Genomic DNA, 25,148 nt, shown 5'->3' on the forward strand with positions numbered 1-25,148 from the left:
TCAGGCCCCGCCACGTGGGGCGTGGACCGGCTTCACGCCCCACCGCCACGGATCGATCACGCCCCGCCGCCGTCGGGTGCCGGCTCGTCGGCCGGCTGCCGTTCCCTCCCGCCCGGGTGGCGGTGCCGCCAGATCCAGAACACCGCGCAGGACACCAGGGCCCAGCCGGCCAGCACCAGGAACGGGAAGGCGTGCTGGTGCCGGGGGAAGTACACCGCCGTGTGCTGGGCGTTGACCGACGCGCCGGGCGGCAGCCACCGTCCGATGACGCCCAGCGCCGACGGCAGCAGCGGCCAGGAGACCGCCCCGCCCGAGGAGGGGTTGCCCAGCAGGACCATCACGCCCCAGGTCGGCAGCATCGCCCAGCGGCCCACCAGGGTGTTGAACATGGTGAAGGTCATGCCGGCGGCGAACATCGTGAGCGCCAGGATCAGCCACGACTCCACGAACGGCAGATCGAGCGCACCTAGCAGCCAGTCCACGGCGGCCGCGATGGCGAAGCCGCCGAGCAGCGCGTAGGCGGCGGTGAAGGCGATGCGCTCCAGTGGGGTGAGCGAGCGCGCGTGCACGCTGAGCTGGATGGCGCCCACGAAGCCGATGATCACCGCGGCGAGGGAGATGTAGAAGAGGGCCAGACCGCGCGGATCGCCCTTCTGCAGCGGATTGACGTCCCGGACGGTCACCGCCACCCCGGCCGACCGCCCCACCGCGGGCGCGGCCTGCGCCAGCAGCTCCGCGACCGAGGCACCGGAGGCCGCCGACACGTCCAGCAGCACGCGCCGCCCGTCGTCGCGCAGTTCGAACACCGCGAAGACCCGCTGCTCCTCGACGGCCTCCAGGGCCGCCGCCCGCGAGTCGTAGGCCCGGGTGCTCATCGAGGAGTTGAGCGCCGCGCCCAGCCCCGCCAGGAACGCCCGTCCCTGCTTCTCGTCGTACGACCCGACGACGGCCGTCGGGAGCTGGTGCGGCGTCGGATCGGCCATGGTGTACGTGTACGACCAGGCGAACAGTCCGGCCGCCGCGGCGAGGATGAACACCAGCACGGTCGCCGGCCACCACGGCGTGCCGCGGAAGCGGCCCCAGCGGCCCCCTGCTGCCGGGGGTGCGTCCTGGCCGTCACCGGCCGTCTCGGGATGGTCGTGCACGTTCGCCCGTCCTTGCTGGTGAGCCGGGCTCCATCTTCACGCGACGGACCCGGCGACCGGGTCACCAACACCCGGCCCGGTCGGGTGAAGACACCCGCGCGGCACCCTCCGGCGCGGACCGGAACGGACGGTTCGCGGCCGAGGCAGGACGGGTGTCCTGCGGGAGTCCCGCGGGAGTCTTGCGTTCCTTGAAGCCGCGTGGCGGACGCGCGCTGCGAGAGACGCTCAGTCCGCCCCGTTCGTCTCCTCCACCGGTGGCATGAACGCCCGCAGCCACCGTTCCGTCTGGGCGACATGGGCCTGCGCCGCACCGGCCGCCGCGACCGGGTCGTGGTCGGCGATGGCGGTGGCCAGGACGCGGTGGTCGTCGTCGCTCTTCCTGCGCAGTTCGGGTCCTTCGGGCAGGGTGAAGACCTGGTACTTGCGGGACCGGGAGCGGAAGACCTCCAAGAGCGTGGCGAGGGTCGGGTTGCCGCCCACGCGGGCGATCTCCGCGTGGAAGCGGTGGTCCAGTTCCGACGCCTTGGTGGGGTCGCTCGTGGCCTCCATGTCGTCGATGAGGGAGAAGAGCGTGTCCACCGTCTCGGGCGTGCAGCGGGCCGCCGCCTGGGCCGCGACGTGCGCCTCCAGTACGCGGCGGATCTCGTAGACCTCCAACAGGCCTGACAGCGGCAGCAGTTCGAGGGTCAGGGAGAGGCTGCCGATCACGTCCTGGGGCCTCAGCTGGGAGACGTACGTGCCCGAGCCGTGCCGCGGTTCGATGACGCCCAGGGCCGCGAGCATCCGTACCGCCTCGCGCAGCGACCCCCGCGAGACGCCCAGTTCCTCGCACAGGTCGCCCTCGGGCGGGATGCGCTCGCCCGGGCCGAGGCGCCCCGTCCCGATCATGTGCCGCAGGCCGTGGAAGGCCTTCTCGACTGCGGACATCCGTCCCCTTCTTCCCGCTCTGCCGGGCCGCGACCGGGGCGCGTCCCTGGGAGCACTGTAGCGAGGCCCGCCGAGTCGTCGATCGTGTCGGGTACGTATCGACGGAAAGTCATCTGATGACTTTCACTGTACGACCCTTGTTTCCGCTCCAGAACGTGGGCAGGATGCCCAGTCATCAGATGTGTCTGGCGGAGTCTGATCCTCCGCAGACCCGCCCTGCCCAGATGTGGAGTCATGTGAGCGAGACCGAGGTGACCACCGCACCGTGCCCCCTGCTGCTGGCGGACGGCAGGCCGGCCGACCGGGCCTGGTCGCTGGACCCTGCCCTCAAGCACCTGAACCACGGCTCCTTCGGGGCCGTTCCGCTGGTGGCCCAGGAGCGACAGGAACTGCTGCGCGCGGAGATGGAGCGCTCGCCCGTCGTGTGGTTCCCAGCGCTGCCCCAGCGCCTGGCCGCCACCCGCGTGGAGCTCGCCGACTTCCTGCGGGTCGACGCCGGCGATCTCGCCCTCGTGCCGAACGCCAGCGCCGGCGCGAGTGTCGTCTACGCCGCCCTCACCCTCCCGCCCGGCGGCGAGATCCTCGTCACCGACCACGGCTACGGCGCCGTGACGATGGGGGCCGAGCGGCTGGCCCGCCGGTGGGGCGGCCGGGTCCGTACCGCCCGGGTGCCCCTGGACGCGGACGAGGACCAGGCCTACGAAGCGGTCGTCGCCGAGCTCGGCGACGCCACCGGGCTCGTCGTCGTCGACCAGATCACCTCGGCGACAGCGCGCCGGCTCCCCGTGGAGCGCATCGGCGCGGAGGCCCGGCGGCGGGGCGTCCCCGTCCTCGTCGACGGCGCACACGCGCCCGGGCTGCTCGAAGCTCCCCTCGCCGGCGCCACGTACGACTTCTGGACCGGGAACCTGCACAAGTGGGGATGCGCCCCGCGCGGCACCGCGGCGCTGGTCGCCCGGGGTCCGCTGCGCGAGCGCCTGTACCCCCTGATCGACTCCTGGGCCGCGGCCGACCCCTTCCCCGACCGCTTCGACCAGCAGGGCACCGTCGACGCCACCGCCCATCTGACCGCGCCGACGTCCCTCGCCTTCGTCGAGCGCACCTGGGGCTGGCCGGCCGCCCGCCGCTACATGGACGACCTGGTCGGCTACGGCGCCCGTGTCATCGGCACCGCGCTCGCCGAGGCGACCGGGGTGAACCCCTCGGTCGACGTCGGGATGCCCGTGCCCGGCATGCGCCTGGTGCGCCTGCCGGACGGACTGGCCGCCGACCGGATCGAGGCCGACGCCCTGCGGGACCGCGTGGCCCGCGAACTGGGCGTGGAGGCGGCCTTCACCAGCTTCGGCGGCACCGGCTACATGCGCTTGTCCGCCCATGTCTACAACACCGCCGCCGACTACGAGTACTTCGCCGAGGACTGCGTCCCGGTCCTCAGCACATGGGCACGCGCGAACTCAGGAAAGAGGTCAGCACAATGAGAAGAAGGACGGCAGTTCTCGCGCTCGGCACCGCCGCCGCGACGCTCCTCACCGGCTGTTCCACCATGAGCCCCGAGGCGAGCGGAACGGTCACCCTCAACATGGTCGAGAGCCTGACGAACCCGACCCGTACCGACCTGCTCAAGGACCTCATAGCCGACTTCGAACAGCAGAACCCCAAGATCAAGGTCAACCTGGTCTCCCCGCCCACCGAGCAGGCCGACCAGAAGCTCCAGCAGATGCTCCAGTCCGGCAGCGGCGTGGACGTCCTGGAGGTGCGGGACATCACCGTCGGGCCCTGGTCCAACAACGGCTGGCTGTACGACATGAGGAAGGACCTGGACGGCTGGAAGGGCTGGCAGGCGATGACGGAGAACGCCGTCGACGCCGCCAAGGACGCGAAGGGCCGCACCTACTTCGTCCCGTACGGCTTCTACGGCCTGAGCCTCTTCTACCGCACCGACCTCATCGAGAAGGCGGGCTTCGACAAGCCGCCGGCGACCTGGCAGGAACTGCTGGAGCAGGCGTCCGCCGTCCACGACCCGGCCGCACGCCGTTACGGCTACGCCTTCCGCGGCGGCGCCAACTCCCACAGCAACGCCACCGCCGCCATCGAGGCCTACCTCGCCGACCAGGTCGACCCGGCCAACGGCTTCAAGCTGAAGAACGGCCGTACGATCTTCTCCGCCCCCGAGGCCGAGGACGCGATCGAGACCTACCTGAAGCTCTTCAGGCAGGCGTCCCCGAAGTCGTCCGTCTCCTGGGGCTACCCGGAGATGGTGGAGGCCTTCTCCAACGGCTCCACGGCGTTCCTGCTCCAGGACCCCGAAGTGATCGCCACCGTCTCGGAGTCGAAGTCGGTGTCGAAGGAGCAGTGGTCCACCGCTCCGCTGGTGGCCGGACCCGGCGGCAAGACCGTGCAGCCGCTGGCCACCGCCGGGTGGGGCGTCGCCCAGGGCAGCGGACACAAGCCCGAGGCCGTGAAGCTGGTCCAGTTCCTCTCCCAGGGCGAGGCGTCGACGTCGTTCACGAAGAAGAACAGCCTGGTGCCCATCCTCAAGTCCGCGGTCAGCGACCCCTTCTACCAGACCGGTCCCTGGTCGAGCTACGTCACCATGACCGAGCAGCCGGACAAGTACCTGGTCGTCACCCAGCCGCGCGGCGTGAGCTGGTGGGCCGAGTGGCAGCAGAGGGCGGACACCGACGTGCAGAAGCTGATCCTCGGCAAGACGACGCCGAAGAAGCTGCTCGCGGGCTGGGACGCGTACTGGTCCGAGAAGTGGCAGCAGGAGCAGTAGGCATGTCCGTCACCTCCACGACCACGTCGAAGACGACGGCGCCCGGCGCGGGGGAGGCCTCCGGCAGGAGGGGCCTCCCCCACCGGGGCAGGCGCAAGCGCGAGTTCACCACGCGGCACGGCCTCACCATCGCCGCCTTCATGGCGCCGGCCGCGGTCTTCGTGGCGATCTTCACGTACTACCCCGTGATCGCGGGCGGCCAGATGGCCTTCCGCAACTGGAAGCTGACCGACCTGACCGACACCTCCTGGGTCGGCCTGAGGAACTTCGGCGACGTCTTCGCCGACCCCGCCTGGGGCACCGTGCTGGGCAACACGGCGGTGTGGGTCGTCGGCTCGATCGTCCCGCAGCTGGTGATCGGCTTCGCTCTCGCGCTGTGGCTGCGCCGGCGCTTCCGCCTCCGCGGCCTCTACCAGGCGCTGATCTTCTTCCCCTGGGCGATCTCCGGATTCCTCATCGGCATCCTCTTCCGCTGGCTGTTCAACAGCGAGTTCGGCGTCGTCAACGACCTGCTGCAGAAGGCCGGTCTGATCGACGAGCCGATCGCCTGGCTGGCCGATCCGAAGACCGCGATGGTGGCCGTGCTCATCGCCAACATCTGGTACGGCGTCACCTTCTTCACGATCATGATCCTGGCCGCGCTCCAGTCGATCCCCGACGAGCTCTACGAGGCGGCGGCGCTGGACGGCGCGGGCAGGACCCGCACGCTCTTCCAGATCACCATCCCCTACATCCGCACCACGCTGGCCCTGACCGTGCTGCTCCGGGTCATCTGGATCTTCAACTTCCCGGATCTGATCTTCGGCATGACCGGAGGCGGACCCAACAACGAGACGCACATCGTGACCACGTGGATGATCAAGATCACTCAGCAGGGCGACTACGGCAGGGCGTCCGCGCTCGGTCTGCTGGTGGTGGCCGCGCTGCTGGTGTTCGCGGTGTTCTTCCTCATGGCCACGCGCGAGAGGAAAGGGGTGAGGTCGTGACCGGCAAGGGGTCCGCGGCCGGCCGGGCCGTGAAGTTCACCTTCCTCGGCGTGTGGCTGCTCTTCACCGTCTTCCCGCTCTACTGGATCACCATCACCTCGCTGAAGGCGCCCGGGGACATCTTCCACTTCCCCCTGGCGTACTGGCCCGAGCGCTTCTCGCTGGAGAACTACCGCGGCCTGTTCGGCACGGCCGACTTCGGGACGTACCTCACCAACAGCCTTGTCGTCTCGGCCGTGGCCGGCGTGACCGCCACGGCGATCTCGATGCTCTCGGCGTACGTGCTGGCCCGCTTCGAGTTCCGCACCAAGTCCGCGCTGCTCATGGCGGCGCTGGTCACTCAGATGATCCCGTCCTTCATCGCGCTGGGGCCGCTCTACCTGCTGATGACCGACCTGAAGCTGGTCGACAACCGCTTCGGTCTGATCCTCGTCTACATCGCGGTGTGCATCCCCTTCTGCACGGTCATGCTCCGCGGGTTCTTCGAGAACATCCCGGACGCGCTGGAGGAGGCCGCCATGATCGACGGCCTGTCGCGCTTCGCGGCGCTGTTCCGGGTGCTGCTGCCGGTGATGCGTCCGGGCATCATCGCCGCGTTCATCTTCAACTTCGTCAACTGCTGGAACGAGCTGTTCCTGTCGGTGACGCTCATGAACAGCGACAGCAACAAGACCGTCCCCACCGCCCTGAACGGCTTCATCTCCAGCTTCAACATCGACTGGGGTTCGATGTCCGCGGCGGCCGTGTTGACGATCGCCCCCACGATGCTCCTGTTCGCCTTCGCCAGCCGTCACATCGTCCAGGGACTCACATCGGGATCGGTGAAGGGGTGAGAACGATCCGGCCACGGGCGGCACATGGCCTGCGCGGCAGGCGGCCGGGCGTCTCGTCGACGTCGTCAACCTCGATGCCGAGCAGGGTCCGTGGCGCGGCACCGGTTCCCGGAAAACCGTCTGCGCGCCGCGGACCGTTCGAGGAGGCCGAACTCATCGGCCGGGCCACCGGGCGGCTCAGATCCTCGGTGCCAGCCGATGACTGTTCGGATGGCAGTGGAGGCGCGGCGAGGTGAGTTCGAGGGCCCGGTTGTCCCAGCCTCGGGCCATGTGGTCGAGCCAGCGTTCGTACCAGGCCAGGAAGTCCCGGGCCGAGGAGACGTTGGGTCCCCAGTAGCCGTCCTTGTTCCCGATGACGACGCGGCCGGCGAGGGAGCCGGTGAGGGCCAGGAGGCAGACGTCTGCGCAGCCCATCTCGACGATGTGCAGATACAGGTCCCCCTCCTCCGTGCCGCTCGCCCGGTCGAACCCGCGCGGCACGCCCGGAGCCCTGCGCTCGCGCAGGGTGAACAGGGCGGCGCTCAGGCCGCGAAGGCCGTAGAAGGGTCCCGCTCCGGACCCGCCGATGTGCAGGAGGAACTGACGGTACGGCTCCGGAAGGGCCACGCGGTGCTCGGACTCGAACGCCGCGATGCGCGCCTCGCTCGACCGCGGGCCGAGGCGGAACCGGTGGTGCTCCTCTCCGAAGGAGTGGCTGCGCAGCGGCTCGAACGGCACGGCGGCCAGCTTGCGTCGCACGCGGGGTATGCGGGGGTCCATCGGGCCTGCTTCTTTCGTCACGCGAAACTGTGATCGCCGGTGGCGTGGCCGTCCGTGGCGAGGTCATGGGGGCGCGGTGCGGGCCGCGGGGCTGCCGTACACGGCGTAGGCCAGCCAGGTGGGGTCGCCGCCGTGGTCGCGCAGTGCCCGGCGTGCGTGCAGGGAGGCCTGTCCCAGGCTCTGTCCCCCGGTGACCAGGTGGTCGTAGAAAGTGTCGGCGAACAGGAGCGCGGAGTCGGACCGCACGGGCCACAGGGTGCCGATGAACGCGCCCGCCCCGGCCTGGAGGAACTGCGGTGCCCAGCCGAGGCTGGTCGAGAACCAGTCGATCTGGCCGGCGCTGCGGCAGGCGTTGAAGAAGACCAGCGGATGGGTGGAGCGCAGGGCTCCGGAGTGGGTGGCGTAGGCGAGGTCGATCGGGTCGAAGGGGCCGTCCGCCATGGTGACGTGGGAGCCGGCGCCGGTGAAGGAGTTGTGGCAGGCGAAGTGCAGCACCCCGTGGAGCCCTGCGTCGATCAGGTCGCTCACGGCGGCGCGGTGGGTGAGGGTGCCGCCGTCGGTCACGGAGGCGCCGAGTCTGGCCCGCAGCGCGAGCACTTCACGTTCCGCCTCGGGAGGCGAACCCGGCGGGACCACGAAGGCGGCGGAGTCCAGGGGCAGTTCGCGCACGCGGTCCTGTCCGAAGACCCGGCGGACCACGGGCAGCCACTCGGCGAGGAAGCCGTCACCCTCCCGCCGCCCGTCGAGGGGGTACAACAGCTCCCAGGGAACGACGTCGTGGTCACCGAGGACGGTCAGGGCGGTGACGTGCCCGACCTCCTCCCAGAACTGCTGCCGCACGGCGTCGGGCACCGCCGTCGCCCACAGCTGCACCCCGAGGTTGACCAGCCGGCGGCGGGCCCTGTGCTGCTCGCCGCCACCCGCCTGCCCGGCGGCGGCCGCCATGCGCCGCAGCTCGTCGTAGATCCGTTCCCGTGCGGCGTGGGAGTCGCCTGCCAGGAGGCGGAAGGACTCGGGAGCGTAGGTGGTCTCGCTGAGGAGCTGGAAGCTGTAGGCGCCGTCCGCGCCCTTGAGGACCTGCAACGTCACCTCCCCCGGGTCGAACGCGAGCGAGGTGAGGGGCGCCGTGCGCGGCGGGCCGTCCCGCGCGGGAGTGCCGGGCTGTACGGAGATCTGCGCGCGCAGTTCGCCGAGGAAGGTGCCTTGGTGGAAGGCCCGCACGGTGACGGTGTGCAGGCCGGGAGTCATGGTGCGCAGGCCGAACTGCAGCCAGTGCGAGTCCCGGCCGGGCGGAACGGTCAGCACTTGCTGCAGGTCCCCCAGGGCCAGCAGCCCGGGAGCGTGCACGGTGATGAGGAGCCGCGCCCCCTGCGCCGGGAGGGGAAAACCGCGCAGGGCGACGCCGGGGCCGGCGGAGTCCCTGGTGACCCGCACATGCAGGGGCACCTCCCGCCCGGGAGGCGCCTGCTCCACCAACTCGGCCTCCAGGAAACGCGGTTCCCGGCTGATCCCGTCCCCGTCTCCGTCTCCACCCCCGTCCCGTCGCCCGGGCGGTTCGTGGCCGGGCGGGCCGTGGCCGGGCGGGCCGTGGCCGGGTGATCCGTGGCTGGGCGGGCCGTGCTGGGCGGGGGTGCCGGCGGGAGCCGGTGTCCCGGAGTGCCGGATCATGGCGACCGACTTGGTCGACCGGGTCTCCAGGGTCATCTCGTCCGCGTCCGTGACCTGCGTCTTCAGCCGGACCGTGCCCGTCGCGGCATCGACCACGTCCACCACCCTGGCCAGGAGCCGGGCCGTGTCCTCGTGGCCCAGCGCCCCGGCGAGCTGCACGGCGCGGCCCAGCTTGGTGACGGCTCCGTCGCTGTCACCGGCCCTGCGGGCGTCGAGGCCCTGCTGGATGGCCGTGGCCAGCTCCTCCTGCCCGGTGTAGTGGGCGACCGTCGGGCTGATGGCGGTGAAGGCCGTGGGCTCGTCGGTCCACACCGCACGGATCAGCCCCTGGCCCGTGGGGTGCGCGCTGCCGTCGCCCGTGCGGACGGCCAGCGAGATGCGGGCGGCCAGCATCTCCTGGCCGATGTCCGCCGCGGGAACGCGGACCCGGATGTGATAGTCGCGGGATTCGTACCCCCAGGATCCCGTGGGATAGTCGCCGGTGCGCGGGCCCACCTCGGTGCGCCGGCCGGTGAGGTCCACGACCGTGGGTGAGACCTGTCTGACGAACACGATCCGGGTGCCGACGGGCGTGCGCAGGCGCAGGGCGACATCGCCGACCGCCTTGCCCATCGCCTGTGCCACCAGCCGGCTGAAGTCGTCGACCAGACCGGCCGGATCGGCCACGATGTCGGCGCTGCCCAGCAGAGCCGCGGCGATGCTCCTGGCCTCGGGCACCGCCCAGTCCGTGCCCACCCCGCGCACATCGCAGGTGAACCGGCCCGAGCAGGCGTCCAGGGCGGCCCGCAGCTCCTCGGGCGACTCGTGCTCGTCCCGCCCGTCCGTGAGCAGGATCCCGTGCCGGATGTCGACGTCGGCGGAGTGCAGCAGCCGGTCGGCGAGCCGCAACCAGGTGCCGATCGCCGTGCCGCCGTCCGCGGCGAGCGTGTGCAGCGCCCCTTTGGCCTCGTCCCGGGTGCGGGCGTCCGCCACCGCGAGCGTGTCACCGCCCGGGTACACCTGCGTGGCCTGGTGCGTACCGCCCACGACGGCGAAGTGGGCGCCGTCGCGCAGGGCGTCGATCGCGGCGGCCGTCGCCGCCCGGGCGGCCTGCAGCTTGGCCGGCGGACGGGCCATGGACCCGGAGCAGTCGACCATGATCACCACCGCCGTGCGCCCGGCGGGCACCGGCGCGTGCGGGTGCGCCGCGGTGGCGCGGCCGCCGGCACCGGTCGCCGTGACCGTGACGATCGCGTCGACCTCCCGGCCGCCTTCCGGGAGGAACTCGTTCTGGTGGACGTCGATGACGAAGCGCGGTGCGGAGGGTCTCACCGAGTCGTCCATGCGTTCCCCCCTCGAACGTCCCGCGTCGGCCGGGTGCCGTCTGGACGATACTGCGGGATGCGGTCCGTCCGCAGACACCTGGTGCGGCACCCCGCCGGGCGACGGGTGTGCCGCACCGGGGTGGTCAGGCGCCGGGGAGTACGCCGGTGCGGGCGACCTCGGAGTACCACCGGGCACTGGCCTTGGGGATGCGGGTGCCGGTCGGGTAGTCGACGTACACCGCGCCGAAGCGCTTGCTGTAGCCGTGGGCCCATTCGAAGTTGTCCAGCAGGGACCACAGGAAGTAGCCGCGCACGTCCGCGCCGTCCAGGATCGCCTGGTGGACGGCGGCCAGGTGGCCGCGCACATAGGCGATCCGGGCCGGGTCGTTGACCTGTCCGGAGGGGTCGGCGTAGTCGTCGAAGGCGGCGCCGTTCTCGGTGATGACCAGCGGCAGGCCGGGGTGGTCGGAGGAGAGCCGGCGCAGCAGGTCGTAGAGGCCGCTGGGGTCGATGGCCCAGCCCATGGCCGTGGTGTCGCCGGGCGGCTGGTGGAAGGCGACCCGGTCGGCACCCGGCCAGGGGCTGTGCGGGCTGTTGCCGTGCCCGTCGGAGGTGTGCGTGCCGGTGCCGTCGGTCTCGGAGACCACCGTGGGGGCGTAGTAGTTGATGCCGAGGAAGTCCAGCGGCTGGTTGATCAGCGGCAGGTCGCCGTCCTGGACGAAGGACCAGTCGGTCAGCTCGGCGGTGTCCTTGAACAGGTCCTCGGGGTAAACGCCGTTCAGCATCGGGCCGGTGAAGACCCGGTTGGCGAGCGCGTCGATGCGGCGGACGGCGTCGGCGTCGCCCTCCGAGCCGGTGAGCGGGCGGACGTGGTGGATGTTGAGGGTGACCGAGACCTGGGCGTCGGCGCGGAGGCGGTCGCGCAGCGCCCGGACGGCGAGACCGTGGCCCAGGTTGAGGTGATGCGCCGCGCGCAGGGCGGCGACCGGGTCGGTGCGGCCGGGGGCGTGCACACCGGAGCCGTAGCCGAGGAAGGCGCTGCACCACGGCTCGTTGAGCGTGGTCCAGGTCTTCACCCGGTCACCGAGGGCGTCCGCAGCGAGGGCCGCGTACTCGGCGAAGCGCTCGGCCGTGGCCCGCTCGGGCCAGCCGCCGGCGTCCTCCAGCTCCTGCGGGAGGTCCCAGTGGTAGAGGGTGGCGACGGGCTGGATGCCCTTCTCCAGCAGCTCGTCGACGAGGCGGCGGTAGAAGTCCAGGCCCTTCTGCACGGCGGGGCCGCGGCCGGTGGGCTGGATGCGGGGCCAGGCGAGGGAGAAGCGGTAGGCGCCCAGGCCGAGTTCGGCCATGAGGGCGACGTCCTCGCTGCGGCGGTGGTAGTGGTCGGTGGCGATGTCACCGGTGTCGCCGTTGCGGACCCGGCCGGGGGTGCGCGCGTAGGTGTCCCAGATGGACGGCGTGCGGCCGTCCTCCGTGGCGGCGCCCTCGATCTGGTAGGCGGCGGTGGCGGAGCCCCAGAGGAAGCCCTTGGGGAAGGTGCGCGGTGCGTCCGGCGTGGATGCGGCGGCCTGCTGTGCTGCGGTGACCACGTAAGTCCTTTCGGGAAGGGGGGTGCGGAGTGCTGCGGCGGGGGTGAGGGAGGTGGTGCTGCCCTCACGGCGGGGTGGCGGTGCGGCCTGCTCTGCGGGGCGGCGGGTCAGCCCTTGACGGCGCCGGCCATGATGCCGCTGACGATCTGCCGGCCGAAGACGATGAACATCGCCAGCAGCGGCAGGGTGCCGAGCAGGGCGCCGGCCATGATCAGCGACTGGTCGCGGACGTACCCCGCGCTGAGCTGGGTGAGGGCGACGGGGACGGTCGGATTGGTCATGTCGAGGACCACGAAGGGCCAGAAGAAGTCGTTCCAGGCGTGCACGAACGTGATCATGAACAGGACGGCCATCGCGGGCCGGGCCACGGGCAGCACGATGCTCCAGAAGATCCGCAGCGAGTGCGCCCCGTCCACGCGTCCGGCCTCGACGAGTTCGTCCGGCAGCGCCTCCGACAGGTACTGCCGCATGAAGAACACGCCCACCGCGCTCACCAGCGTCGGGAAGATGACGGCGGGCAGCTGCTGCGACCAGCCCAGCTCCGCCATCATCATGAACAGCGGTACGACGCCGAGCTGCGGCGGCACCATCATGGTGCCGATCACCAGCATGAGCAGCACGTTGCGTCCCTTGAACCGCAGCTTGGCGAAGGCGAAGCCGGCGAGCGTCGCGAACAGCACCGTGGACAGGGCGATCACTCCGGCCACGATCAGGCTGTTGATCATGGCCTTGCCCATCGCCGCCTCGTCCCAGGCGCGGGCGAGATTGCTGAACAGGTTGGGGCCGGGCAGGAAGGGCGGCGGTGTCTGGCTGACCCGGGTGTTGTCGGTGGAGGCGGCCACCATCGTCCAGTACAGCGGGAAGATCGACAGCAGCGCCATGATGCCGAGCAGGACGTAGGAGAGGGGGCCGGCGTGGTGCTGGCGGCCGGCGCGCTGGCGCAGCAGCCGGCGCCGGCCGGGGGCGGCCGGCTTCTCCGCGGGGGTCCGGGCCGGGGTGTCCGTCCGGACCGGGAGGCTGTTGGTGGTCATGGTGACTCCAGGTCAGGACGTACGCGAGCGTGCGCGCTTGACGAGGCGCTGCACGAGGAAGACAGCGACGAGCAGCAGGAACATCGCCCAGGCCACGGTCGCCGAGCGGCCCATCTGGTAGTTCTTCCAGCCCTCCTCGTACAGCAGCAGGCCCAGCGTCTGGTACTGGTTGTCCGCGCCGCCGCTGACGCCGTTGGGGCCCTGGCCGAAGATCAGCGGCTCGCCGAAGAGCTGGGTGGCGCCGATCGTGGAGAGCACGATGGTGAACACGATGGTGGAGCGGATGCCGGGGACGGTGACGTGGGTGAACTGCTGCCACCGGGAGGCCCCGTCGAGGGAGGCCGCCTCGTAGCGTTCCGCGGGAATGGCCTGCATCGCGGCGAGGTACAGCAGCGCGTTGTAGCCGGTCCAGCGCCAGATGACGATGGTGGAGATGGCGACCTGGGCGGGCCACTTGTCGGCCTCCCAGTCGACGGGGTCGACACCGACCGAGCCGAGCGCCCAGTTGATCATCCCGAAGTCCCGCTCGAAGATCATCGTGAAGACGAGGGCGGCCGCGGCGACGGAGGTCGCGTACGGCACGAGCGAGGCGACGCGGAAGAACAGCGAGGCGCGCATGCGGTAGTTGAGCAGGTGCGCCAGCCCCAGGGCCATCAGCAGCTGCGGCACCGTGGAGATGACACCGATGGTGATGGTGTTCTGCAGCGCGTTCCAGAACCTGGAGTCGCCCCACAGCTCGACGTAGTTGTCGAACGCCACCCACTCCATGACGTCGAGGGTGGCCAGTTCCACGTCGTGCAGGGAGATCCACGACGTGTACACGAGCGGGTAGAAGCTGAACGCGGCGAAGATCACGAAGAACGGCGCGACGAACACGTACGGGGCGCCCTTGATGTCGAGCCGGTGCAGCAGCGCCCCGCGCCGCCGGGCGGTGCGGTCGTCCGGGGAAGGCCCCCGGGGCGCGTCCCCGGTCAGGGCCTTGGTGGTGGAGGTGGCCACCGGAAATCCTTCCTGAGAGCGGATGGTGGAGCCGGGGGGGGGGGGGGGGGGGGGGGGGGGGGGGGGGGGGGGGGGGGCGGGGGGGGGGGGGGGGGGGGGGGGGCCCCCCGCCCCCCCCCGCCGGGGGGGGGGGGGGGGCGGGGGCCGCCCCGCCCCCCGGGGGGGGGGGGGGGGGGGCCCCCCACGGCCGCGGGGAGGACGGTCAGCCGACCGCCTTCTCGATGCGCTCCGCGGTGGTCTCCCACGCCTTGTCACGCGCGGTGCCCTGCTGCTCGATCAGGGTCAGGCCCTGGGAGAAGGTGTCCTTGATCGTGCCGTCCTTGCGGCCGAGGACCTGCTTGTCCGGTATCTCCTGGGCGGCGGCACCGAAGATCTGGCCGATCGGCGCGTCGCTGAAGTACTCCGACTTGGCACCCTTCACATCCGCGCTGTCCAGGGCCTGGCGCGAGGAGGGGATGTTGCCGATCTCCTTGAAGATGTGGGTCTGCTGCGCCGGGGCGGTCAGCCAGGCGACGAGCTTCTTGGCCTCCTCCTTGACCGGGCTCTGCTCCACCACGCCGAGGAAGGAGCCGCCCCAGTTGGCGCCCTTGGGGGCCTTGGCCACGTCCCACTTGCCCTTGTTCGCCGGGCCGGCCTTCTCGCTGATGTGGCTGAGCATCCACGCGGGGCACACGGCCGTGGCGAACGTGCCGTTGGCCAGGCCGGGGTCCCAACCGGGCTGGAACTGGCGGAGCTTGGCCGTCAGGCCGTCCTCCGCCGCGTCGGCGGCGAGACCCCAGGCCTCCTTGACGACGGGGTTGCTGTCGTAGATCAGCTCGCCCTTCTCGTCGTAGAACTGCTCGGGGTGGCCGTAGATCATGGCGTTGAACAGGCCGCTGGCCGCGTCCATGTAGGCGACGCCGTCACCCTTGAAGTCCTTCTTGAAGGTGCGGCCGACCTCGACGTACTTCTTCCAGTCGCCCTCCCAGAGCTTCGCGACCTCCTCACGGTCGGTGGGCAGGCCGGCCTTCTCGAAGTAGTCCTTGCGGTAACAGACCGCCATGGGGCCGATGTCGGTGCCCAGGCCGAGCACCTTGCCGTCCCCGGTACTGATCTGCGACTCCTTCCACGGCAGGAAGTGGTCGGTGCCCGACACATCGCTGAAGTCGGCGAACTTGTCCGCCTGGGTGTCGGTGATCTCCTTGGCCCGGCCGATCTCGATGCCCTGGATGTCCTTCAGGCCCTTGCCGGCGGCGAGCCTGGTCTGCAGCGCGGTGTAGTAGGTCTGCTCGTCGCCGGCGATCTCCGCTTTGATGTCGACCCCGGGGTTCTCCTTCTCGTACTGCTCGAGGAGGCCCGTCTCCTTGATGCCCATCACTCCGTACAGGCCCATGGTGATGGTGACCTTGCCGTCCTTCTTGCCGCCCCCGGTGGCGGAGCTGTCGCTGCCGCCGCAGCCGACGACGAGCGCCAGCGCGCCGACGGTCGCGGCCGCCGCCACCGCCCTCCTGCGCAACGAACCGGAAGTGCCCATTGATCTCCTCCTAGCGACCGCGCTGACACATCGGAGTGACGAGTTCTGCGCACTACTGCGATGGCTACAGCGATGACGTTCCATAACGGCTCCACAGATTGGGAACGTGCCCATTTGTGGGTGGGCACGTTCCCATCGCGCATCGAAGACTCGTAGGAGGGGGCGGATCTGTCAATGACTTGAACGCAACTCGTCGCAGCCGTTCCGGTCGGCGCCCCGCTGCCCCGGAGCCGGGGGGTGCTGCGCCGACCGCCGAGTCTGCAAGAATTGCCGCAGGTCACCTCCGCGGCAGGTCCTGCCTCCGCGGCGCCGAGGGGGGAGCACATGAGCGGCAACCGCCGTCCCACGATCAAAACGGTCGCCGCCCGCGCCGGTGTCGGCCGGACCACGGTGTCCCGTGTCGTCAACGGCTCGGCCCTGGTCAGCGCGGACGCCCGCGCCAGGGTTCTGGCGGCGATCAAGGAACTGAACTACGTTCCCAACTCGGTCGCCCGCGGGCTGGTGACCAGCCGCACCGACTCCGTGGCGCTGGTGATCCCCGAGTCGGAGAGCCGACTCGGTTCCGAGCCGTTCTTCGCGGCCCTCATCCGGGGTGTCAGCAGCGCGTTCGCCGACAGCAGCATCCAGTTGCAGCTGATGCTCGTCCGGGACCAGGCCGAGCGGGACCAGCTGACGGAGTCGGTGGCGACCCGCCGGGTGGACGGTGTGCTGCTCGTCTCGGTGCACTCCGAGGACCGGCTGCCGGGGATGCTGGAGGAGATGGGGCTGCCCACCGTGCTGGCCGGCCGCCGTGACGCCGGCGAGCGCCTGAGCTACGTCAACTCCGACAACGCCGGCGGCGCCGCGGCGGCGGTGCGGCATCTGCTGGAGCGCGGACGGCGGCGGATCGCCACGATCACCGGTCCGCTGGACATGGACGTCGGCCGCAGCCGGCTCGCCGGCTGGCGCACCGCGCACGAGGAGGCCGGTGTTGCCGTCTCCGACCGCATGATCGAAGGAGGCGACTTCACCGAGGAGGGCGGGGCGCGGGCCATGCGTTTGCTTCTTGAACGCGCCCCGGACCTGGACGCCGTCTTCGTCGCGTCCGACCTGATGGCGGTCGGCGCCCTGGCCGAACTGCGGCGGCAGAAGCGGCAGGTGCCCGGCGATGTCGCCGTCGTCGGCTTCGAGGACTCCCTCCTCGCCCGCCACACCAACCCGCCGCTGACGACGGTGCGTCAGCCGGTGGAGGAACTCGGCCGGACCATGGCGCGCATCCTCACCGACATCACGCAGCACGGCGCCGCCCGGCAGCAGGTCACGCTGCCGACGGAGCTGGTGGTACGCGAGTCCTCCTGACCGGCCGGGCCCGCCGAGTCGCGGGTGGGGTTCGTTGTGGCGGGGGTGGGGTTCCGTTGTGGCGGGGGTGGGACAGCGCGCCGGACGGGCGCGCTGCCGGGGCCGCAGGACCGCGCGATGCTTTCGCGGGCGCGGCGAGCTGGAGCGGGTGCGGGTCAAGCGCCTTTAGCTGGTGGCTGGTTGACGGGCATAGTCGGAGGTCGCAGGTCCGGCCGGTGGCCTCGCGGCGCGGCCGGCAGGAGCGGGTGCGGGCCAATTGCTTCTGTCGGCGGCCGGTTGACGGCCATAGCCGACGGTCGTAGGACCGAACGGTGGCCTCGCGGCACGGCTGGCAGGAGCGCGTAAGACCTGTGCACTTGTCGGCAAGGTGAGATCAGCGGCTCCCGGCCAACCACCGTCCTAGAGCGGCCGGTTGACGTCCGCACACGGATCGCGCTCGGGCGGCGCCCGCGGGTCAGTCGGCCCGCCGTGCGGACGGGCCCGGGCTGATGCCGGCTTGACGGGGGGTCAGGGGCCCGTGCCCCTCCCCGCAGACGACGACCGCTCGCACGTCTTCTCCGCACTCCGCGTGGTGGACCGCCAGGGGCGGGCCCTCGGGGTCCGCGGTGTACTGGTCGCCCCACTGCTTGAGCGCGATCATCGCGGGCCACAGGTCCCAGCCCTTGCGGGTGAGGCGGTACTCGTGCCGCGTGCGGCTGCCCGGTTCACGATAGGCGACGGTCTCCAGGATCCCGGCGGCGACGAGCTTGCGCAGCCGGTCCGCCAGGACGGCCTCGGACAGCCCGACATGCCGGCGGAAGTCGTCGAAGCGCCGGACGCCGTTCATGGCGTCGCGCAACAGCAGCAGCGACCATTTCTCACCGACCAGGTCCAGGGTTCGCTGGACCGTGCAGTTCGCCGTGCTCGTCTCCAACCACCTCATGCGCCCATCCTAGGCTGACTTCAGCATTGACAGCCAGATCCGGCACAGCTAGCTTCGCAGAAAGAAGCCAGATGCATCAGGGAGCGGAATGGGCAGGTCACGCACGTTCGAATGGGAAGACCCCCGTGTCTCCGCCGGCGCCGTCGCGCACCACAGCGGCATCGAATTCCTCTGGGAGATCCTGGACGGCCGGCTGCCCGCTCCGCCGATCGCCGCCGCTCTGGGGTTCACCCTCGAAGAGGCCGAGCCCGGCCGGGCGGTCTTCGCCCTGGTACCGGGCGAGGAGCACTACAACCCGATCGGCAGCGTCCACGGCGGTGTCTACGCCACGCTCCTGGACTCGGCGGCCGGCTGCGCGGTGCAGTCCGCGCTGCCCCGTGGCACGGGATACACCTCGCTCGACCTGACGCTGAAGTTCCTCCGTCCGGTCACCGTCGACACCGGCAAGGTCCGCGCGGTCGGCACGATCCTCAACCTCGGTCGCCGCACGGCGCTCGCCCAGGCCGAACTCCTCGACTCCGACGACCGGTTGCTGGCCCACGCCACCAGCAGCTGCATGCTCTTCCCGGTCTCGTCCGGCTGACCACCCCACGCCGGGAGCCGGGCCGACCGGACGCCGCGCGAGGGACGTCACGCGACTCCTTCGAAGCCTGACTTCACCTGGGCCGGCCTCTTCGGATCCCGGCCTCTTCCGGCCCGGCATGCCAGGGCCCGGCCCCCTCAGGACCCGGCCCTCTCAGGGCCCGGCCCCCTCAGAACCTGCCTCCTCAGGGCCGGTGCCGTCGCCGGCCGACGCCGGGGCTGTGCTCAGGCCGGCGTCGGCCGGGAGTCCGCCGGCAGCGCCCCGCCGGTGCCCTCCGTGCTCTCGCGCAGGACCAGCCGATGCGCCACCACCAGGTCCTGCGGTGAGCGCACGTCGGCCGCACCGGCGTCCGCAGCGGCGGTGCCCGCCGCCTCGTCCATCCGGCGTTGGAGCAGCGCGACGGCGACCCGGGCGACCGCGGCCTTGTCGGGGGCCACGGTGCTCAGCGTGGGGACGCTGAAGCGTCCGGCCTCGACATCGTCGAAGCCGATGACGGCGACCTCCTCCGGAACGCGGACGCCGTGTTCGTGCAGGGCGCGCAACGCGCCCAGCGCCAGTTGGTCGTTGAGGCACAGCAGGGCGTCGGGCCGGCCGCCCGCGCGCAGCACGCGGGCCACCGCCTCGGCACCGTCGGGCATGCGGAACGACGCGACCGGCAGGAGGGCGGCCGGGTCGTGGGCGATGCCCGCCGCCGCCAGCGCGGCCCGGTAGCCGCGGGTGCGGGCCTCGGCCGTGCCCAGACCCTCGTCGTCGCGTCCGCCGACGACGAGGAGGGAGCGGCGTCCCATGCGGAGCAGGTGCTCGGTGGCTTCGCGCGCCGCCTTCTCGTTGTCGATGGCGACGTGATCGGCGCCTTCCTCCAGCAGTTCGCCGATGAGCACGGTGGGCGGGGCACCGGCGCGCTCGCGCAGATCGTCGGCGGTCAGGGCGAGCGGACTGAGGATCACCCCGTCGACGAAACTGGAGCCGAACCCGGTCAGCGCCGCCAGTTCGTGATCGCGGTCCGCGGATGTCTGGTGGATCAGCACCGTGAGGGAGCGCCGCTCCGCCTCGCGGATGACGTGCCGGGCGAGTTCGGCGAAGTACGGCACGTCCAGTTCCGGGACGACGAGAGCGATGATGCCGGTGCGGCCCTGGCGCAGATGGCGGCCTGCCAGGTTCACCTTGTAGCCGAGTTCCTCGATGGCGTCGCGGACGACGCGCCTGGTCCGGTCGGAGACATGGGCGTAGTCGTTGATGACGTTGGACACCGTCTTCTCCGACACGCCTGCCAGACGCGCGACGTCCTTGATCCTGGGTCGTGCCACCGGAACCTCCCTGCCCCACCGGGCTGCCGAGTATATGTTCCGGCCGGTCACGGCTCCCCCGGCGAACTCCGCGACCCGGCCTCCTCGATTTCGGCGCGCATCGTGGCTCTTTACAGCCCATGTACATCGATGTAAAAACGAGCCATCGCATCGGCGCGTCCGGTGCGCCCCACGCCTGACCCGTGCGGTGCGGCACCCCTCCGGGCGCCTCCCGCCGGTCCGGCATGCGTGTCCGGCCGTCGGAAGGTCCGCGATGTTCACCCGCTCCTCTGCCTCACCCCCGGCGCCCGCCCCCGGTGCGGGCGCCGCTCTCACCCGCCGCCGGCTCCTGCGTCACGGCACGGCCGCGGCCGGCGCGCTGCTCGCGGCCGGTCCGCTGTCCGGCTGTGCGTCACCGGCCGCGGCGGACGCCTCGGCACTGAGCGTCTGGGACCTGTTCCAAGGCGGCGACGGCATGCTCATGAACGACATGATCGAGGCCGTCTCCACGGGCCCGCGCGGGTTCGAGGTGCAGCGCACGATCCTGGACTGGGGGCCGTCGTACTACACCAAGCTGGCCATGTCGGCCGCCGGCGGCCGGGCCTCGGACGTGGCGATCATGCACCTCTCGCGGCTGGCCGGTTACGCGCCCGGCGGCCTCCTCGACCCCTTCGACCTGGATCTGCTCGCCGAATTCGGCGTCGGGCAGCGGGACTTCGCCCCGGCCGTCTGGTCGCGGACGCAGCACGACGGGACCGTCTACGCCATCCCGCTCGACGTGCACCCCTTCATCGTCTTCTACGACAAGGAGGCCGCGGACAAGGCCGGCCTCCTCGATTCCTCGGGCGAGCTGGCCCCGATGGGCTCCCCGGACGCGCTGCTCGACGCCGGCAGGGCGCTCGCCGGGGCGACCGGGCAGAAAGGCATCCTGTTCGGCCACGTCACCGACACGGCCCAGAGCTGGCGGCAGTTCGCCGCCCTCTACGCCCAGACCGGCGCCGCCTTCACCCTGCCAGACGGCGGCCCGCCGCGGATCGACGTCGACGCCGCCGTCCGCGTGGTCACCTTCATGCAGCAGCTGTTCGACGGCCGCACCAACCCCAACAACCTGGACTACAACGGCGCCCTGGCCGGATTCCTCGGTGGCCGCGGCGGCATGGTGATGCTCGGCGAGTGGGAACTGCCGACGCTGAAGAAGTCCGGCATCCCCCTCGGCGCCGCGCCGTTCCCGCAGGTATTCGGCGAACCGGCCGTCTACACGGACAGCCACGCTTTCGTCCTGCCGCACCAGCAGAACCCCGACCCGGCCCGGCGCCGCCAGGCCCACCGGTACGTCGCGGAGATGGTCAAGCAGAGCCTGACCTGGGCGAGCGCCGGCCACATCCCCGCCTACCAGCCCGTGCTCGCCGAACCCGAGTACGCCGCACTCGACCCGCAGTCCTCGTACGCGAAGGCGGCCGAGGTCTCGGTCCTCGACCCGCCGAACTGGTTCGCCGGGGCCGGTTCGAACTTCCAGAACCGGATGTGCCAGCCGCTCCAGTCGGCGCTGCTCGGCAACACGTCCGCCGAGAAGGCGGTGCGCCAGATGGTCCGCGAGGCGGACGCGCTGCTCCGGCAGCCCAACCCGGTCGCCTGACGAGCAGAGGAAGTGACCCACGTGACCACCACCGCACCCCCCGGGGCCGATGCCGCGACCGGCCCGGCCGCCGACCGCCCCGGCGGCCTCCGCCGCCTGAGCCTCGGCCGCAGCGGCCGCGCAGGCGGCCGGCCGTCCCACGGCCCGGGCCTCGTCTTCGTCCTGCCGTTCCTGCTCGTCTTCGTCGTGTTCCTGGTGTGGCCCGTCGTGCACGGCTTCTGGCTGAGTTTCACCGACAGTTCGCTGGCGCTGCGCGACACGGCCTTCGTCGGCTTCGACAACTACGCCGAGGCGTTCGGCGATCCGGACGTCTGGAGCAGCCTCGGCAACACGATGGTCTTCACCGCCCTGTCCAGTGTCCCGCTGGTGCTGCTCGCCCTGGCGATGGCCCTGCTGGTGCACACCGGGATCGCCGGGCAGTGGGTGTGGCGACTGGCCTTCTTCGCCCCCTATCTGCTGCCCGTGACCGTGGTGACGCTGATCTGGACCTGGCTCTACCAGCCGGAGCTGGGACTGGCGAACCAGTTCCTCGACACCCTCGGCATGGGACCGGTCGGCTGGCTCTCCGACGAGTCCGTCGCCATGTGGTCGATCGCCGCCCTCACCGTCTGGTGGACGGTCGGTTTCAACTTCCTGCTCTACCTCGCCGCGCTCCAGTGCCTGCCCTCCACCTACCACGAGGCCGCCGCGCTGGACGGCGCCGGGGCCTGGCGGCGCCTGTGGTCCATCACCCTGCCGCAGCTGCGCCGCACCACCGCGCTGGTGGCGATGCTCCAGATCCTCGCCTCGCTCAAGGTGTTCGACCAGATCTACATCCTCACCAAGGGCGGCCCCAACGGTTCGACGCGCCCGGTCCTGGAGTACGTCTACGACGTCGGGTTCACCGGCTACCGGCTCGGCTACGCCTCCGCCGTCTCCTACCTCTTCTTCGCCCTCGTGATCGTCGTCTCGCTCGTGCAACTGCGCCTCTTCCGCCAGGAGGACTGACCGTGTCCGCCACCGCAACCCCCCTTCGTCCGCGGCGCCGTGTCCCCCGGGCAGCCGGCGCCCCCTCCCTCCTCCTCGGGGCCGGCCGGCTGCCGCGCGTCCTGGCCGGCGGCGCACTGGCCGTCCTGACCGCCGTGTGGCTGCTGCCGTTCGTCTGGGCGGTCGCGACCTCGCTGCAGAGCGAGCAGGACGCGGCCTCACCCGGACTGTCCCCGGTCAAGGGCGCGTTCACGACGGAGGCGTACCGGCAGATCCTGGAACGCGGGAACGTCACCGTCTGGGCCTTCAACAGCTTCCTGATCGCCGGGCTCGTCACACTGATCACGGTCGTGGTCTCGACGCTGGCGGCCTACGGCTTCTCGCGCGGCACGTTCCGCGGTCGCCGGGTCCTGCTGGCGGCGACCCTCGCCGCGATCCTCGTCCCACCGCAACTGCTCATCGTGCCGCTGTTCGAGCAGATGCTGCTGTTCGGCCTGGTGGACACCTACGCGGCGGTCGTCCTGCCGCAGGTCGTCGCCCCCATGATGGTCTTCATCCTCAAGCGCTTCTTCGACGCCGTCCCCCGGGAGCTTCAGGACGCGGCGCGGATGGACGGCGCCTCCGAGCTGCGGGTCTTCCTGTCGATCGTGCTGCCGCTGTCCCGGCCGATCGTCGCCGCCGTGGCGATCTTCGTCTTCATCGGGGCGTGGAACAACTTCCTGTGGCCGTTCATCGTCACCAACGACCCGGACCTGATGACCCTCCCCGTCGGCCTGGCCACCGTCAAGGACGCCTTCGGCATCCAGTACGCCCAGTCGATGGCCTCCGCGCTGCTGGCGGCGCTGCCGCTGATCGTGGTGTTTCTCTTCTTCCAGCGCCGCATCGTCGACTCGGTCGCCACCACCGGCCTCGGCGGCTCCTGACCTCCCTCCCCCGGCTTTTCGCACCCAGCCGGCGACATCGCGCCGGCCCTCGATGACAGGAGCATGTGTGCCCACTCACTCCGTACCGCGCCCGGAGTATCCGCGACCGCAGTTCGTGCGGCGCGACTGGCTCAACCTCAACGGCGTCTGGCAGTTCGAGACCGACCGCGGGGACAGCGGGCTCGAACGCGGTCTGCTGGAACGCGAGTTGCGTGACGAGATCCTCGTGCCGTTCCCGCCCGAGTCCGAGCTGTCGGGCATCGGCGACACCGACTTCCTGAACGCCGTCTGGTACCGGCGCGCCGTCACCCTGCCCCCCGCATGGGCCGGACGGCGGGTGCTGCTGCACTTCGGCGCCGTCGACCACGACACCACCGTGTGGGCCGACGGCAAGGAGGTCGCCCGGCACCGCGGCGGCTTCACCCCCTTCACCGCCGACCTCGGCGACATCGCGGGCAGCGGCGAGCAGGTCGTCCTCACTGTCCGGGCCCGCGACCCGAAGTCCGGCCCGCAGGCACGCGGCAAGCAGGCGATCCAGTACGCCAACCACGACTGCAATTACACGCGGGTGACCGGCATCTGGCAGACCGTATGGCTGGAGCCCGTCCCCGAGACGCACCTGCGGCGCCCGCGCATCACCCCCGACCTGGCCGGTTCGGCCTTCCACGTCGAACTGCCGCTGTCCGGCAACCGTCCCGGCCACCGGGTGCGCGGGGTTCTCGGCGACGGCGCCGGCGAGGTGAGCCGCGCCGAGGCACGCGCCGACCTGGACCTGGCCCCGCGCCTGTACCTGCCGGTCCCCGACGGGCGGCGCCGGGAGTGGAGCCCGCAGGACCCGTACCTGTACGACCTGCGGCTGGAACTCCTCGACGCGGACGGCCGGGTCGTCGACGCATTGGAGAGCTACGCGGGCCTGCGTGCCGTCGCCGTGAGCGGAAAGGCCGTCCTGCTCAACGGCCGGCCGGTCTTCCAGCGTCTGGTCCTGGACCAGGGCTGGTACCCGGACGGGCTGATGACCGCCCCGACCGACGAGGCCCTGGTCCGGGACATCGAACTGGCCCTGGAAGCCGGATTCAACGGGGCCAGGCTGCACCAGAAGGTGTTCGAGGAGCGCTTCCTCCACCACGCCGACCGTCTCGGCTACCTCGTGTGGGGCGAGTTCGGCGACTGGGGCTGCGAGGTGGGCGGCTCCTCGGGCGACAACCAGCAGCCCGACGCCAGTTACGTGGCCCAGTGGCTGGAAGCCGTCGAGCGCGACTACTCCCACCCCTCGATCATCGGCTGGTGCCCCCTCAACGAGACCTACCAGAAGCTGCACGACCGCCTCACCCAGCTCGACGCCGTGACCCGGGCGATGTTCCTGGCCACGAAGGCGCTGGACACCACCCGCCCGGTGATCGACGCCTCCGGCTACTCCCATCGCGTCGCCGAGACCGACGTCTACGACTCCCACCACTACGAACAGGACCCCGAGGCGTTCCGCGAGCTGATGTCGGGCCTGGCGAAGGACGCCCCGTTCGTCAACGCCCATGAGAGCGGCGCCCCCTGGTCGGTGCCGTACCGCGGACAGCCCTACTTCGTCAGCGAGTTCGGCGGCATCTGGTGGGACCCCGAGGCGGCCGCCGCCCAGTCCGGCGACGACCGCACCGAGTCCTGGGGCTACGGCGAACGCGTCCGTGACGAGGAGGAGTTCCACGCCCGCTTCGCCGGCCTCACCGGTGTGCTCCTCGGCGACCGGGACATGTTCGGCTACTGCTACACCCAGCTGACCGACGTCTTCCAGGAACGCAACGGCGTCTACCGCTTCGACCGCAGTGCCAAGCTGGACATCGGCCGCGTCCGCGCCGCGCAGCTGCGCCCGGCGGCGATCGAGGAGGCGGCACAGGACTGACCGCCGGGGCCCGGCCCGGCGCGGGAGCCCTTGCCCCACCTCGACGGCGACCCGGCCGAGGATCGGGACGGGGGCC

The 25,148-nt window shown here is 71.3% G+C and carries 20 protein-coding genes and 1 pseudogene; 10 read left to right on the forward strand and 11 right to left on the reverse strand.

Features of this window, described 5'->3' with window-relative positions:
• Positions 1-56 precede the first annotated feature (56 nt).
• Positions 57-1,145, reverse strand: coding sequence for an ABC transporter permease (locus tag ACIGAN_RS04980; RefSeq protein WP_399854908.1), 1,089 nt, complete (start codon positions 1,143-1,145; stop codon positions 57-59).
• 225 nt (positions 1,146-1,370) lie between these two features.
• Positions 1,371-2,072: a FadR/GntR family transcriptional regulator gene (locus ACIGAN_RS04985; RefSeq protein WP_365740120.1), complete on the reverse strand. Its 702-nt coding sequence runs from the start codon at positions 2,070-2,072 to the stop codon at positions 1,371-1,373.
• Positions 2,073-2,308: 236 nt separating this feature from the next.
• On the opposite strand from ACIGAN_RS04985, the gene ACIGAN_RS04990 reads away from it, so the two are divergent.
• Genes ACIGAN_RS04990 through ACIGAN_RS05005 form a run of 4 tightly spaced genes read left to right on the forward strand, consistent with a single transcriptional unit; the run spans position 2,309 to position 6,667 of the window.
• Positions 2,309-3,550 carry an aminotransferase class V-fold PLP-dependent enzyme gene (locus ACIGAN_RS04990; RefSeq protein ID WP_399854909.1) on the forward strand — a complete coding sequence of 414 codons (1,242 nt, stop codon included), beginning with the start codon at positions 2,309-2,311 and terminating at the stop codon, positions 3,548-3,550.
• Positions 3,547-4,848, forward strand: a complete 1,302-nt coding sequence (locus ACIGAN_RS04995) for an ABC transporter substrate-binding protein (protein WP_365088274.1) — start codon at positions 3,547-3,549, stop codon at positions 4,846-4,848. Before ACIGAN_RS04990 ends, ACIGAN_RS04995 begins: the two co-directional genes overlap by 4 nt.
• A 2-nt stretch (positions 4,849-4,850) precedes the next feature.
• A complete protein-coding gene (locus tag ACIGAN_RS05000; protein ID WP_399854911.1) occupies positions 4,851-5,834 on the forward strand; it encodes a carbohydrate ABC transporter permease in 984 nt (327 codons plus the stop codon).
• Positions 5,831-6,667 (forward strand): carbohydrate ABC transporter permease, encoded by an 837-nt coding sequence (locus ACIGAN_RS05005; protein WP_365088276.1) that lies wholly within the window; start codon positions 5,831-5,833, stop codon positions 6,665-6,667. The genes ACIGAN_RS05000 and ACIGAN_RS05005 overlap by 4 nt, the downstream gene beginning before the upstream one ends.
• Before the next feature lie 177 nt (positions 6,668-6,844).
• Here the strand turns inward: ACIGAN_RS05005 and ACIGAN_RS05010 are convergent, their stop codons facing one another.
• The 7 genes and pseudogenes from ACIGAN_RS05010 to ACIGAN_RS05040 all read right to left on the reverse strand — a co-directional run bounded on the left by ACIGAN_RS05010 (position 6,845) and on the right by ACIGAN_RS05040 (position 15,527).
• Positions 6,845-7,426, reverse strand: a complete 582-nt coding sequence (locus ACIGAN_RS05010) for an SMI1/KNR4 family protein (protein WP_399854913.1) — start codon at positions 7,424-7,426, stop codon at positions 6,845-6,847.
• Positions 7,427-7,489: 63 nt separating this feature from the next.
• On the reverse strand, positions 7,490-9,094 hold the full coding sequence (locus tag ACIGAN_RS05015) for a CHAT domain-containing protein (protein ID WP_399855344.1): 1,605 nt from the start codon (positions 9,092-9,094) through the stop codon (positions 7,490-7,492).
• Between the two features lie 3 nt (positions 9,095-9,097).
• Positions 9,098-10,417, reverse strand: a pseudogene (locus tag ACIGAN_RS05020) (VWA domain-containing protein); the annotation flags it as partial.
• Between the two features lie 124 nt (positions 10,418-10,541).
• Complete coding sequence (locus ACIGAN_RS05025; protein WP_399854914.1) at positions 10,542-11,984, reverse strand: GH1 family beta-glucosidase; 1,443 nt, start codon at positions 11,982-11,984, stop codon at positions 10,542-10,544.
• Positions 11,985-12,091: 107 nt separating this feature from the next.
• Entirely contained in the window at positions 12,092-13,015 is a 924-nt protein-coding gene (locus ACIGAN_RS05030; protein WP_365088280.1) for a carbohydrate ABC transporter permease, read from the reverse strand.
• Positions 13,016-13,027: 12 nt separating this feature from the next.
• Entirely contained in the window at positions 13,028-14,014 is a 987-nt protein-coding gene (locus tag ACIGAN_RS05035; RefSeq protein WP_365088281.1) for a carbohydrate ABC transporter permease, read from the reverse strand.
• 202 nt (positions 14,015-14,216) lie between these two features.
• Positions 14,217-15,527 carry an ABC transporter substrate-binding protein gene (locus ACIGAN_RS05040; protein WP_399854917.1) on the reverse strand — a complete coding sequence of 437 codons (1,311 nt, stop codon included), beginning with the start codon at positions 15,525-15,527 and terminating at the stop codon, positions 14,217-14,219.
• Between the two features lie 324 nt (positions 15,528-15,851).
• Here ACIGAN_RS05040 and ACIGAN_RS05045 point away from each other — a divergent pair, with 324 nt between their 5' ends.
• A complete protein-coding gene (locus tag ACIGAN_RS05045; protein WP_399854918.1) occupies positions 15,852-16,865 on the forward strand; it encodes a LacI family DNA-binding transcriptional regulator in 1,014 nt (337 codons plus the stop codon).
• A 454-nt stretch (positions 16,866-17,319) separates the two neighbouring features.
• Here ACIGAN_RS05045 and ACIGAN_RS05050 read toward each other — a convergent pair whose 3' ends face one another.
• Positions 17,320-17,787: a winged helix-turn-helix transcriptional regulator gene (locus tag ACIGAN_RS05050; protein WP_365088284.1), complete on the reverse strand. Its 468-nt coding sequence runs from the start codon at positions 17,785-17,787 to the stop codon at positions 17,320-17,322.
• Positions 17,788-17,875: 88 nt separating this feature from the next.
• On the opposite strand from ACIGAN_RS05050, the gene ACIGAN_RS05055 reads away from it, so the two are divergent.
• Complete coding sequence (locus tag ACIGAN_RS05055) at positions 17,876-18,370, forward strand: PaaI family thioesterase (RefSeq protein ID WP_399854920.1); 495 nt, start codon at positions 17,876-17,878, stop codon at positions 18,368-18,370.
• Positions 18,371-18,594: 224 nt separating this feature from the next.
• On the opposite strand, the gene ACIGAN_RS05060 is transcribed toward ACIGAN_RS05055, so the two are convergent.
• A complete protein-coding gene (locus tag ACIGAN_RS05060; RefSeq protein WP_399854922.1) occupies positions 18,595-19,677 on the reverse strand; it encodes a LacI family DNA-binding transcriptional regulator in 1,083 nt (360 codons plus the stop codon).
• A 253-nt stretch (positions 19,678-19,930) separates the two neighbouring features.
• On the opposite strand from ACIGAN_RS05060, the gene ACIGAN_RS05065 reads away from it, so the two are divergent.
• The 4 genes from ACIGAN_RS05065 (at position 19,931) to ACIGAN_RS05080 (ending at position 25,072) form a co-directional block, all read left to right on the forward strand.
• Positions 19,931-21,292, forward strand: a complete 1,362-nt coding sequence (locus ACIGAN_RS05065; protein ID WP_399854923.1) for an extracellular solute-binding protein — start codon at positions 19,931-19,933, stop codon at positions 21,290-21,292.
• 21 nt (positions 21,293-21,313) lie between these two features.
• Positions 21,314-22,279, forward strand: a complete 966-nt coding sequence (locus tag ACIGAN_RS05070; protein WP_399854925.1) for a carbohydrate ABC transporter permease — start codon at positions 21,314-21,316, stop codon at positions 22,277-22,279.
• 2 nt (positions 22,280-22,281) lie between these two features.
• Positions 22,282-23,181, forward strand: a complete 900-nt coding sequence (locus ACIGAN_RS05075; RefSeq protein WP_365740110.1) for a carbohydrate ABC transporter permease — start codon at positions 22,282-22,284, stop codon at positions 23,179-23,181.
• Positions 23,182-23,248: 67 nt separating this feature from the next.
• Positions 23,249-25,072 carry a glycoside hydrolase family 2 protein gene (locus ACIGAN_RS05080; protein WP_399854927.1) on the forward strand — a complete coding sequence of 608 codons (1,824 nt, stop codon included), beginning with the start codon at positions 23,249-23,251 and terminating at the stop codon, positions 25,070-25,072.
• The last annotated feature ends 76 nt before the right edge of the window (positions 25,073-25,148 follow it).

Source organism: Streptomyces sp. NPDC085931, assembly GCF_044540565.1.
Classification (GTDB): domain Bacteria; phylum Actinomycetota; class Actinomycetes; order Streptomycetales; family Streptomycetaceae; genus Streptomyces.